Source organism: Agrobacterium sp. 22-223-1, assembly GCF_053522385.1.
On sequence record NZ_JBNWCN010000006.1, the window covers coordinates 188,458 to 201,276 of the forward strand.

General features: G+C 60.2%; 9 protein-coding genes. 2 read left to right on the plus strand and 7 right to left on the minus strand.

Translation table 11 applies throughout. The annotated features are described in order from the left end of the window. Nucleotide 1: 1 nt before the first annotated feature. A complete protein-coding gene (gene mtgA, locus ACQZ60_RS21860) occupies nt 2–649 on the minus strand; it encodes a monofunctional biosynthetic peptidoglycan transglycosylase (RefSeq protein WP_211393980.1) in 648 nt (215 codons plus the stop codon). A 236-nt stretch (nt 650–885) separates the two neighbouring features. On the opposite strand from mtgA, the gene ACQZ60_RS21865 reads away from it, so the two are divergent. Next, a complete protein-coding gene (locus ACQZ60_RS21865; protein ID WP_003520324.1) occupies nt 886–1,800 on the plus strand; it encodes a polyprenyl synthetase family protein in 915 nt (304 codons plus the stop codon). Nucleotides 1,801–1,830: 30 nt separating this feature from the next. On the opposite strand, the gene ACQZ60_RS21870 is transcribed toward ACQZ60_RS21865, so the two are convergent. The 6 genes from ACQZ60_RS21870 to ACQZ60_RS21895 form a co-directional block, all read right to left on the minus strand. Next, on the minus strand, nt 1,831–2,493 hold the full coding sequence (locus ACQZ60_RS21870) for an OmpA family protein (protein WP_003520323.1): 663 nt from the start codon (nt 2,491–2,493) through the stop codon (nt 1,831–1,833). 66 nt (nt 2,494–2,559) lie between these two features. Continuing rightward, nucleotides 2,560–3,810, minus strand: a complete 1,251-nt coding sequence (gene ispG, locus ACQZ60_RS21875; protein ID WP_448736118.1) for a flavodoxin-dependent (E)-4-hydroxy-3-methylbut-2-enyl-diphosphate synthase — start codon at nt 3,808–3,810, stop codon at nt 2,560–2,562. Between the two features lie 120 nt (nt 3,811–3,930). Further along, complete coding sequence (locus tag ACQZ60_RS21880) at nt 3,931–5,121, minus strand: MFS transporter (RefSeq protein WP_020810992.1); 1,191 nt, start codon at nt 5,119–5,121, stop codon at nt 3,931–3,933. Between the two features lie 12 nt (nt 5,122–5,133). Next, nucleotides 5,134–5,934, minus strand: a complete 801-nt coding sequence (locus ACQZ60_RS21885; protein ID WP_448736119.1) for a DeoR/GlpR family DNA-binding transcription regulator — start codon at nt 5,932–5,934, stop codon at nt 5,134–5,136. A gap of 127 nt (nt 5,935–6,061) precedes the next feature. Beyond that, nucleotides 6,062–9,523, minus strand: coding sequence for a pyruvate carboxylase (gene pyc / locus ACQZ60_RS21890; protein ID WP_196378335.1), 3,462 nt, complete (start codon nt 9,521–9,523; stop codon nt 6,062–6,064). A 106-nt stretch (nt 9,524–9,629) separates the two neighbouring features. Continuing rightward, entirely contained in the window at nt 9,630–10,367 is a 738-nt protein-coding gene (locus tag ACQZ60_RS21895; protein WP_035265197.1) for a helix-turn-helix transcriptional regulator, read from the minus strand. 339 nt (nt 10,368–10,706) lie between these two features. On the opposite strand from ACQZ60_RS21895, the gene ACQZ60_RS21900 reads away from it, so the two are divergent. Continuing rightward, complete coding sequence (locus tag ACQZ60_RS21900; RefSeq protein WP_448736120.1) at nt 10,707–12,473, plus strand: glucan ABC transporter ATP-binding protein/ permease; 1,767 nt, start codon at nt 10,707–10,709, stop codon at nt 12,471–12,473. Nucleotides 12,474–12,819 lie beyond the last annotated feature (346 nt).

Below are 12,819 nucleotides of genomic sequence, written 5' to 3' on the forward strand. Positions count from 1 at the left end.
GTCAATCCAGCACGCAGCCGACATAGCCGCCGGAGGCGCGGGCGCGCCGTTCGATAAGGCCGGCAAGCCGTTGCAACCCGCGTCCCGGCTTGCTGGCGACGCGGTCGATTGGATTGGGTAATGACACAGCCAGCAGCGCCGCCTGACGGGAGCTGAGTTTTGCGGCCGGCACCTTGAAATGGTGCTGGGCGGCAGCCTCGATTCCATAAATGCCCGGTCCCCATTCGGCAACGTTGAGATAAATCTCCATCATCCGTTTTTTGGACCAGACGAAATCGGCAGCAATCGCCAGCGGCAACTCCAGCCCTTTGCGTAAAAACGAGCGGCCGTTCCATAAAAACAGATTCTTGGCCGTCTGCATCGGAATGGTGCTCGCCCCACGCGTCGCGGCCCCGTCCAGCGCATTGCTGACCACGGACTGCATCTGGTTCCAGTCCACACCGCCATGGAAACAGAATTGCCCGTCCTCGGACATCATCACGGATTGCACAAGGCGCGGCGAAATATCCTCAAGCGGCACCCAGCGCCGGTCATATCCCTGCAGGGTCACCAGATCGGCGAGCATCAGCGTCGAGACCGGCCGGATAAACGGCAGCGCATAAACCGGAATCAGCAGATAGGGCAGGATCAGCAAAGCCAGCAAGGTCATGACGATACGCTTTGCCAACGTGCGAAAATCCACCTTCGGACTGCTCCGGTCTTCCGCCAGCACGGCGTAATCTGCGTCGCTTTCAGGCGTACTGCTCAATATTCGTCAAAGCCCCGCACCAATTGAAGCCTTTCATAGTCCATTGCCGCCTTCAAGGCGAGTCCGCTCAAATAGTTGCACCTCTGGAATCACGAAAAGGTTTGCCTGCATTCGCGCGGCATGCCAAAGAGCGCGGCATGGACGCTGCGATGACAAATTTCGAAACGAAGCTGCGCGAAAACGCGGCCAAAACCGAAGCCCTGCTTGGCCGCCTGCTTTCCGGCGAAACCCGCGCGGATGAGATCACGCGCCCGCAAAACCTGCTCGACGCCATGCGCCATGGCGTGCTGAACGGCGGTAAACGCCTGCGGCCCTTCCTCGTCATCGAAAGTGCCGCCCTTGCGGGCGGGAATGCCGAAGCCGCCCTTTATGTCGGCGCGGCACTGGAATGCCTCCATTGTTATTCGCTTGTTCATGACGATCTGCCGGCCATGGACGATGACGACCTGCGCCGCGGCCAGCCGACCGTGCATCGCAAATTCGATGAGGCAACCGCTATTCTCGCCGGTGACAGCCTGCTGACGCTTGCCTTCGATATCATCGCCTCGGACGAAAATCCGCTCGCGGCCGAGCGCAAGGCCGCGCTCGTACTCTCGCTTGCCCGCGCAGCGGGCATCGGCGGCATGGCCGGCGGCCAGGCGCTCGATCTCGCTGCGGAAAAGAAAGCACCCGATGAAGCCGGCGTCATTACATTGCAGGCTATGAAAACCGGTGCACTGCTGCGTTTTGCCTGCGAAGCAGGCGCAATCATCGCCGGCAGCGATGTTTCCGAGAGGCAAAGGCTGCGTCTCTTCGGCGAAAAGATCGGCCTCGCCTTTCAGCTTGCCGACGACCTTCTGGATTTGACGGCCGATGCCGCCACCATGGGCAAGGCAACCGGCAAGGATGCCGCGCGCGGCAAGGGAACGCTTGTGGCGCTGCGCGGCGAGGACTGGGCGCGCAGCCAGCTGCGGGAGCAAGTGGCGGAAGCCAGCGAACTCCTGGCCCCTTATGGCGAAAAGGCCGCGATTCTCATCGCGGCCGCCAGATTCATCGCTGAACGAAAAAGCTGAGCGGTTTCAACTCAGCTTTTCATTACCCGATCAGCCCTTGAGCGGCGAAATCAGCACTTCGACGCGACGGTTCTGGGCGCGGCCATCCGGCGTTGCATTCGAAGCGATAGGCTGCGACGGGCCGAAGCCGAGCGTCGAAATACGGCGCTGGTCGACGCCGCGCGCGCCGAGATAATTGGCGACCGATGCGGCACGACGCTCCGAAAGGCCCTGATTGTAACCGGCGCTGCCGGTGGAATCGGTATGGCCGTTGATGTCGATGAGCGTGCGGTTGAACTTGTTCAGCACGATGGCGACGGAATCGAGCGTCTGATAGAATGGCGGGATGACCTGATCCTGGTCCGTCGCGAAGGTGATGTTCGACGGCATGTTGAGAACGATGCTGTCGCCACGGCGGGTAACCGAAACGCCGGTTCCCTGAAGCTGGGCGCGAAGCTCGGCTTCCTGGCCATCCATGTAATTGCCGATGGCGCCGCCGGCGAGCGCGCCGATGCCCGCACCGATAAGCGCGGCATTACGGCGACCGGTCGGCGAACCGCCGACAGCCAGACCACCCAGAGCACCGACCACGGCGCCGATGCCGGCGCCGCCCGCCGTGTTCGACATCTTCTGCTCACCCGTATAGGGATCGGTGGTGGTGCAGGCGGAAAGATAGGTCCCGCAAAGGGCGACGATCGCGATTTTTTTGATCATGTGTTTTGATGCTCCGAGAGGTTCAGGAGGTATGACAGTGGAATTCCGGCCTTTTCACGGTACTCTTTACTCCGCCGCATCTTTCCGGCCAAAACGCTTTTCGATGTAATCGATCACAAGCGCTTCAAAATCGGCGGCGATATTGGGACCGCGCAGGGTCAGCGCCTTTTCGCCGTCGATAAAGATGGGCGCTGCCGGGCTTTCGCCGGTTCCGGGCAGGGAGATGCCGATATCGGCATGTTTGCTTTCACCGGGGCCATTAACAATGCAGCCCATGACGGCGACATTGAGCGCCTCGACACCCGGATATTTCTCACGCCAGATCGGCATGTTCTTGCGAATATCGTTCTGGATGTTCTGGGCAAGTTCCTGAAAGACGGTGGACGTTGTGCGCCCGCAGCCGGGACATGCCGCAACGACCGGAATGAACTGACGGAAACCCATGACCTGCAGCAGTTCCTGCGCCACCTGCACTTCGCGGGTGCGGTCGCCATTCGGCTCAGGCGTCAGCGACACGCGGATCGTATCGCCGATGCCGTGCTGCAAGACGTAACCCATGGCGGCGGACGAGGCGACGATGCCCTTGGAGCCCATGCCCGCTTCGGTGAGGCCGAGATGCAGGGCGTGGTCGGAACGTTCCGACAGCATGGAATAAACGGCGATCAGGTCCTGCACCTGGCTGACCTTGGCCGACAGGATGATGCGGTTGCGCGGCAGGCCGATCTCTTCGGCAAGCTCGGCGGAAATCAGCGCCGACTGAACAATGGCCTCACGCGTGACCTGACGGGCGGAGAGGGGGAAACCCTGCTCCTTGTTTTTGTCCATCAGCGTCGTCAGAAGTTCCTGATCGAGCGATCCCCAGTTGACGCCGATTCGGACCGGCTTGTCGTAGCGGATCGCCATTTCGACGATCTCGCCGAACTGCTTGTCCTTCTTGTCCTTGAAACCGACATTGCCGGGATTGATGCGGTATTTCGCCAGCGCTTCGGCACAGGCCGGATGATCAGCCAGAAGCTTGTGGCCGATATAATGGAAATCGCCGACAAGCGGCACATCAAGCCCAAGCCGCAGCAGCCGCTCACGGATTTTCGGCACGGCGGCCGCGCTCTCGTCGCGGTCAACGGTGATGCGCACGATTTCCGAACCGGCCCGGAAGAGCGCCGCCACCTGCTGCACGGTGGCGTCGATATCCGCCGTATCGGTGTTGGTCATCGACTGCACGACGACGGGCGCGCCGCCACCGACGATGACACCGCCCACGTCTACGGCGACGGATGCGCGGCGGGGCTTGGGATCGTAATCGGCATGTGACGTCATGGCGGTCTCTGGAGCTTGCGGCAAGGTCTGGCAATTGAGGTGAAACAGGCAAGCCTGCTTGTCAACACCCAACGCATGAGAGCTTCTACTTTACCGCAATCATGGCAAAATTCGAGACGCCTATTCCTTGCCCGCGCCATCCGCATGGCGGGCGAGCCGCGAAAGCAGCAGAACCACCACATGCAAGAGCGGCAGGGCGATGAAGACACTGGCAAGACCGGTATGTTCGGCAATAAAGCCGATGGCCGATGGCGCCACCAGAATACCGGAATAGCCCATGGTGGTGACCACCGAGAGACCAATGCCGGGCGCCAGTCCGGGCATGTTGCCGGCGGCGGAAAAGGCAATGGGCACCATGTTGGAAATGCCGATACCGGCAATCGCAAAGCCGATGATCGCGATAGTGGAATTTCCCGCAAGACCGGCAATCATAAGACCGATAATCGACATGGCCGAACAGAAGCGCAGGGTCGTCACAGCGCCGAAGCGGTCACGCACCAGATCGCCGGCAAAACGCATGGCCGCCATGGTCATTGAGAAGGCCGCGAAGGCGAAACCGGACTGCGATACCGAAGCACCGAGTTCATTGCGCAGATAAAGCGCGCCCCAGTCGAGGATAGCGCCTTCAGGAATCATCGAGAACAGCGCCATCAGGCCAATGATCCATGGCAGCGGCGTCAGCGGCAGGCCGCCTTTCGGGCGTTCCTCCTCCGGATGCGGACGATCCGCGAGGACGCGCGGCCACGCGATGACCAGCAGCACGAGTGCGATGACCGTCAGCGCAATGGCGTGCCCCTGCACACCGATGGCCGTGATGAGATAACCGCCAAGACCGGCGCCGATCAGGCCGCCAAGGCTCCAGAAGGCGTGGCACGACGACATGATGGCACGGCGCATATCCCGTTCCACCGCCACGGCATTGGCGTTCATGGCGACATCCATCGCGCCCGTCAGCCCGCCGAACAGAAACACCGCAATCACCCCGGCCCACACCGTGCCCGCCCAGGAAATGAAAAGCAGAGTCGGCAAAAAGATCGCCGCAGTGACGAGGCTCACCGTACGCGAGCCGAAACGGGCGATCTGCGAACCGGCAATCGGCATGAAAACCAGCGAACCGATGCCGAAGACCAGAATGATCAGGCCGAGCGCGCTCTCACTGAGGGACAGGCGCGCCGCAAATTCCGGAATCTTGGGCGCCCATGACCCCATCATGAAACCGTTCATCAAGAACAGCAGGGAAACACCCAGCCTGTGCCGCGTCAGATAGGACGAGCGTATGCCTGTCGGCGAAAATGTCGTGGGGCCATTCATCGGCAATATCCTTCAGACTTGACCATGAGAAAACTGAGCGACGTCATCATCGCCGCAATAAATCTGTACGCCCTTGGCCGACAGCGCCTCGACGAATGCACGGTCGGCATCCTGTTCCAGCACGAGGGAAAGAGGTGGAGAAAAATCATGCACATGGAAAGCTGCCCTGTGGCCGAGCTTTTCCGTGGTGATGGCGGCGACAATCCGCTGGCTGGCGCTGCAGGCGAGCCGCTTGAACACCGCATCCTCGAAAACATCCGCCGACAGACCCGTCTCGGCCACAACGCCACAGACACCGAGAATGCAGAGATCGGGCCGCATCAGTTCGAGCTGCCGAAGCGCCATGGCGTCGATCGCAGCACCTACGGCCGGATCGACCTTGCCGCCGATCAGCACCAGATCGATATCGGCCCGCCCCGTCAGTTCAGCGGCAATGGCGGGCGTATTCGTCACCACCGTCAGGTTGAGCCCGGCGGGAAGCGCCCTTGCAATGGCGAGATTGGTGGAACCGGCATCGATGAAGACAACCATGCCCGGTTCGAGAAGCGGGACAACGGCGCGCGCCAGCAGGGCCTTGCGGTCGGCATCCTCGGCAATGCGCGTCTTCAGCGGCACCGTTTTGCTGTCGGAAAGCAACGCCCCACCATAAACCCGCAGGCATTCTCCCCGGGCTGCCATCTCACGCAGGTCGCGACGCACGGTGTCTTCGGAAACGCCGAAATTCTGCGCGAGATCCTGCGCCAGCACCCGGCCGCTTTGCCGTAACTGCGCAAGGATGAGCGCCTGTCGCTCGCTGACAAAATGATCGCTCATCGGAACTCATGCATAAACAGGAATAAACGTGCACGAACATGCATATTCGAGTTTTTCCGGCTGCGCAACAAAAAACGCCCGCCGGAGAGGCGGGCGTCTGAGACTGCATCAGTGATTTGATACGGCTTTATTCCCCGTAAGCGATCAACAGATCCTTCGCATCGATCTGGTCGCCGGGGCGCACCAGAACTTCTGCGATCTTGCCGTCGCGTTCGGCGTGAAGCGCGGTTTCCATCTTCATCGCCTCGATGGAAAGCAGCACGTCGCCGGCCTTGACCTCCTGGCCCTGGTTGACGAAGACGCGGCTGATCACGCCCGGCATCGGCGCGCCGATATGAACGGCATTGCCAGGTTCGGCCTTGCGGCGCACGGCGGAGCCGGAAGCGCCATGGGCACGATCCGGCACCTTGATGCGGCGCGGCTGGCCGTTGATCTCGAAGAACACCGTCACCATGCCCTTGTCATCCGTGCCGGACGAGGCCTGATTGACGATGACAAGCGTCTTGCCGCGTTCGATATCGGCAAACAGTTCCTCGCCATCCTCCATGCCGTAGAAATAGGCATGGGTGGGCAGCACGGAAACCGGGCCATAGGTCTCGGCTGTCAGCGCGAAATCCGTGAACACCTTCGGATACATCAGATAGGACGCGAACTCGAAATCGTCGACCTTGCGCTCCAGCTTGGTCTCGATCACCTTCCGTTCGGCATCGAGATCAGCATCTTCCAGCAGCGAACCCGGACGAACCGTATAGGGTGCTTCGCCCTTCAGCGCCTTTTTCTGCAGGGCTGCCGGCCAGCCGCCAGGCGACTGTCCAAGATCGCCCTTCAACATCGACACCACCGATTCCGGGAAAGACACTTCACGATCGGGGTTTTCAACGTCGGCCACCGTCAGATCCTGACTGACCATCATCAGCGCCATATCACCGACGACCTTGGAGGACGGCGTCACCTTGACGATATCGCCGAACATGCGGTTGGCGTCGGCATAGGCCTGCGCCACCTCGTGCCAGCGGCTTTCGAGACCCAGCGAACGCGCCTGTTCCTTGAGGTTGGTGAACTGGCCGCCCGGCATTTCGTGCAGATAAACTTCCGAGGCCGGTCCCTTGAGATCGCTCTCGAAGGCGGCATACTGGTTGCGCACAGCTTCCCAGTAGAAGGAAATGCGGCGGATCCATTCGGTATCAAGACCCGTATCGCGTTCCGATCCCGCCAGCGCCTCCACGATCGAGCCGAGGCATGGCTGCGACGTATTGCCGGAGAAGGCATCCATTGCAGCATCGACGGCGTCGACACCGGCATCCACGGCCGCAAGAACGGTCGCGGCGGAAATGCCCGAGGTATCGTGGGTATGGAAGTGGATCGGTAGACCGGTCGCCTCACGCAGCGCCTTGAACAGAACCCTGGCGGCGGCCGGTTTCAGCAGGCCCGCCATATCCTTGACGGCGATGATATGAGCTCCCGCCTTTTCAAGCTCGGCGGCAAGGTTGGTATAATATTTGAGATCGTATTTCGGACGAGCCGAATTCAACAGATCGCCGGTATAGCAGATGGTCGCCTCGCAGAGCTTGTTCTCCTCGGCAATCGCATCCATCGAGACGCGCATATTCTCCACCCAGTTCAGGCAGTCGAAGACGCGGAAAAGATCGACCCCGCCCCTTGCGGCCTGACGGACGAAGTATTTGACGACATTGTCGGGATAATTCTTGTATCCGACGCCGTTAGCGCCGCGCAGAAGCATCTGCAGCAGCAGGTTCGGCGCGCCTTCGCGGATCAGCGCAAGACGCTCCCATGGGTCTTCCGTCAGGAAGCGCATGGAAACGTCGAACGTCGCCCCGCCCCAGCATTCCAGCGAGAGAAGCTGCGGCAGCGCCTTGGCGTAAACGCTGGCGACGCGGGCAATATCATGAGTGCGAACGCGGGTGGCCAGCAGCGACTGGTGCCCGTCACGCATGGTCGTGTCGGTGACCAGAACACGTTTTTCATTGCGCATCCAGTCCGCAAAGCCCTTCGGGCCAAGCTTGTCCAGCAACTGCTTGGTGCCATCGGGCGTCGGCGCATCGATATAAGGCACGACGGGTTTTGCCGCCTTTTCGGACGGCCTGGCGCGACCCTTGGTTTCCGGGTGGCCGTTGACGGTCACGTCGGCAAGATAGGTCAGGAGCTTCGTGGCACGGTCCTGACGCTTGACCTGCGCAAACAGTTCCGGCGTCGAATCGATGAAGCGGGTCGTATAGGTATTGTTGCGGAAACTGTCGTGACCGATGATGGCTTCGAGGAAGGTGAGGTTGGTCGCAACGCCGCGGATACGGAATTCGCGCAGCGCGCGGTCCATGCGGTTGATCGCCTCATCCGGTTGCGGCGCCCAGGCCGTTACCTTGACGAGCAGCGGATCGTAATAGCGGGTGATGACAGCGCCGGTATAGGAAGTACCGCCATCCAGACGAATGCCGAAGCCAGAAGCGGAACGGTAGGCGGTGATACGGCCGTAATCCGGAATGAAGTTATGTTCCGGGTCTTCCGTCGTGATACGGCACTGCAGCGCATGGCCGTTGAGACGGATATCCTCCTGGCGCGGCACGCCGGATTCCGCAGTGCCGATGGCGGCGCCTTCGAGAATATGGATCTGCGCCTTGACGATATCGATACCGGTCACGACTTCGGTAACGGTATGCTCCACCTGGATGCGCGGATTGACCTCGATGAAGTAGAATTTGCCGGTATCGGCATCCATCAGATATTCGACCGTGCCGGCACCGATATAACTGGTCGCGGCGGCGATCTTCAGGGAGTAGGCAGCAAGTTCCTGACGCTGCGCTTCGGTGAGATAGGGCGCGGGCGCACGCTCGACCACCTTTTGATTGCGGCGCTGGATCGAACAATCACGCTCGAACAGATGCACGACATTGCCGTGTGTGTCGCCGAGAATCTGGCTTTCGACGTGGCGAGCACGCTCGACCAGCTTTTCCAGATAGACCTCGTCCTTGCCGAAAGCAGCCTTCGCCTCGCGCTTGGCTTCCGTCACCTCGCGGGCGAGATCCTCTCGTCTGCGGATGGCGCGCATGCCGCGTCCGCCGCCGCCCCAGGAGGCTTTCAGCATGACCGGATAGCCGATTTCCTCGGCCATGCGCTCCACTTCCGCCATATCGTCGGGCAGCGGATCGGTAGCGGGAACAACGGGGACGTTGACCGAGATCGCCAGATTGCGCGCAGCCACCTTGTTGCCGAGCTGGCGCATCGTATCCGCCGTCGGTCCGATGAAGGTGATGCCGGCCTTGTTGCAGGCCTCCACGAATTCAGGGCTTTCAGACAGAAGGCCATAACCGGGATGAATCGCGTCCGCTCCGGAGAGCTTGGCTACGCGAATAACCTCCTCGATCGAAAGATAGCTCTCGATCGGTCCCATATCCTTGGCGAGATGCGGCCCCCTGCCGACCTGATAGGATTCGTCCGCCTTGAAGCGGTGCAAAGACAGCTTGTCCTCTTCCGCCCAAATCGCAACGGTTTTAATCCCAAGCTCGTTCGCTGCCCGGAAAACGCGGATCGCAATTTCGGATCGGTTGGCAACAAGTATTTTCGATATTTTCAAGACGGTCTCCCCACACGCCAAAACAAAATTTCTGCTGCACTGCGGAATTAAGCAGCAAAACCCGGTCTTGGAAAGGGCAATTCCGGCGAGAACTGTCCTGTTTGCGCTAGCTCAGCAAACCATGGCGAAAAGCAAGCGCTACGGTATGCTGCCGGTTCTTGGCGCTGAAACGGCGCTGGATTCCGTTGATATACCAGTCGACCGTGTGGTTGGAGATCGATAGTTGGCGTCCAATTTCGGTGGAGGTCATGCCGTCCGCCATCAGCGTCAGCACCTCCATTTCGCGCCTCGTAAGCTCGAGAGCGGCAACGTCAGGGGCATTGCTGAAGCCATGGGCCTGCCCGGAAAGATCGAGCAGGCGCCAGAACACGGCACGCGTGGCCGCATCCAGCAGTTCCACCTGCAAAGAGGGCAATTGCCGATCCTGGCCGCCGATGAAGACCGCACCGATGAAGCCCGCACGGCCATGTACGGGAAAGGCGTAACCGCCCTGCAGGCCGTACCGGCCGGCATCGTGGAAAAAGACGCTCGCCCTTTTGCGATGCATCGCACGCGGCAGACCCTCCAGCGCTTCCTTCCACTGAAACGGCTTGTGCACCATGCCGATCACCTTGCGGACGGGATCGACGAGATTGTATTTCTTGGCCCTGTAGACCTCCAGCCAGCCTTCGGGCAGATGTTGCGCAAGGATGTGTCCGGTGGAGGCGAGCTCCCCGGTCATCCGCCTGCTGACGAGAAAATATTCGAAACCGTATTCGCGAATGAGCGTTGCAAATTCGGAACGAACGCGGTCGGCGCTTCCCGCCTGGTAACACGCAGAGATGAAGTGAAGAATATCATGCATAAAGACACGTGGTCCGGAGCTTGGCTTGAAGGGAATGACACGAAGGACGTGGTCCCGCGATGACGTCATGTTACTCGGGCGCCGGTCGGTTGAGATTGAACATATCGTCGTTAGCAATCCCTGAAACGAAGATGCGAAATCTTGTGACGGCAGGCCCCGGGAAACATCGGGTTCGGTTTTTTTCGGTTCGCACGCGCGGTCAATCTGTTAAGCCGCCATTCAGACAGAAAGAGCGATAATTACACAAATTTCGCCGTCTCATGCAACCTTGCTAAAATAACTTGCCTTGAGGCCGAACAAACAACCGCTCGAAAAAGACGCTCGGACTGGATTGAAAATTTGACCTTGTTTCAGGTTTACACACGCGCTCTGCGCTATCTGACCGTACATAAATGGCGGGTGACGGTGGTCGTCATCGCCAACGTCATTCTTGCAGCGATCACCATCGCCGAACCGGTGCTGTTCGGCCGGATCATCGACGCCATCTCTTCCGGCACCAATGTCACGCCCATTCTCATTCTTTGGGCCGGGTTCGGTGTCTTCAACACCGTCGCTTATGTGGCTGTCGCCCGCGAGGCCGACCGGCTGGCCCATGGCCGGCGCGCTTCGCTGCTGACGGAAGCCTTCGGGCGCATCATCTCCATGCCGCTTTCCTGGCACCATCAGCGCGGCACATCCAACGCCCTCCACACGCTGCTGCGCGCCAGCGAAACGCTGTTCGGCCTGTGGCTCGAATTCATGCGCACGCATCTGGCCACCTTCGTCGCACTGGTGCTGCTCGTCCCGACCGCTATGTCCATGGACCTGCGCCTCAGCTTCGTGCTGATCGGCCTCGGTATCGTCTACTGGTTCATCGGCAAATGGGTGATGGGCCGCACCAAGGACGGCCAGGCTTCGGTTGAAGAACACTATCACAGCGTTTTTGCCCATGTCAGCGATTCCATCAGCAACGTCTCGGTGCTGCACAGCTACAACCGCATCGAGGCCGAAACGAAGGCGCTGAAATCTTTCACCGAAAAGCTGCTGAGCGCGCAATATCCGGTGCTCGACTGGTGGGCCTTCGCCAGTGCTCTGAACCGCACGGCCTCCACCGTTTCGATGATGATCATCCTCGTCATCGGCACCGTGCTGGTGAAGAACGGCGAGTTGCGCGTTGGCGATGTCATCGCCTTCATCGGTTTCGCCAATCTCCTGATCGGCCGTCTGGACCAGATGCGCCAATTCGTGACGCAGATTTTCGAAGCCCGCGCCAAGCTCGAGGACTTCTTCGTGCTGGAAGATTCCGTCAAGGAACGGGAAGAACCGGGCGATGCGCGCGAATTGTCGAATGTCTCCGGCACGGTGGAGTTCCGCAACATCAATTTCGGTTTCGCCAACACCAAGCAGGGCGTTCACGACGTTTCGTTCACGGCCAAGGCCGGCGAGACAGTCGCTATCGTCGGGCCGACAGGTGCCGGCAAGACCACGCTCATCAATCTCCTGCAGCGGGTCTACGATCCCGATTCCGGCCAGATCCTGATTGATGGGACCGATATTTCGACGGTGACGAAAAATTCGCTCCGCAACTCCATCGCCACGGTGTTTCAGGATGCCGGCCTGCTGAACCGCTCCATTCGCGAAAACATCCGCCTCGGCCGTGAATCGGCCACCGATGCGGAAGTGGTGGAAGCAGCGGCAGCCGCAGCGGCGACGGATTTCATCGACAGCCGCATCAACGGCTATCTGACCCAGGTGGGTGAACGCGGCAACCGCCTGTCCGGCGGCGAGCGCCAGCGCATCGCCATTGCCCGCGCCATCCTGAAGAACGCCCCCATTCTGGTTCTGGACGAAGCGACCAGTGCGCTGGACGTGGAAACGGAAGCTCGGGTGAAGGCCGCTGTCGACGCACTAAGAAAGAACCGCACGACCTTCATCATCGCCCACCGCCTTTCCACGGTCCGCGATGCCGATCTCGTCCTCTTCCTCGATCAGGGCCGGATCATCGAAAAGGGTACCTTCGATGAGCTGAGCCAGCGCGGCGGACGCTTTACCTCGCTGCTGCGCACCAGCGGCCTGCTGACGGAAGACGAAAACCAGCAGCACCGGCCAAAGGCCATAGCCTCCTGAGGGCCTGGCTGACGGAATGAAGACAGGGCGGACAGCATGTTGTCCGCCCTTTTTCTTTGTGCACTTCCCGACGGCTCCGCCAGATCAGAGGTCGCCTACCGAAGAATTCCGGTCAAGGAACTTGCGAACCAGAAATCGATCTGCCCCAAGGGGAGGACACTTGCCAGAAAGGCGACAATACCTACTGCGAGATTGGTCAGGAAAACTCCAAGCAACACCCCAAGCGTTATTCCAACGCTCGTTTTCCGCGGGTAGCGCGCCAGCCAACACGACAACACCAGGGAAAGAATGGCGAGCAACGCCAACAGTGCAAGTTCTGTGAAAGATGCGCTGAATTGCAAGATAA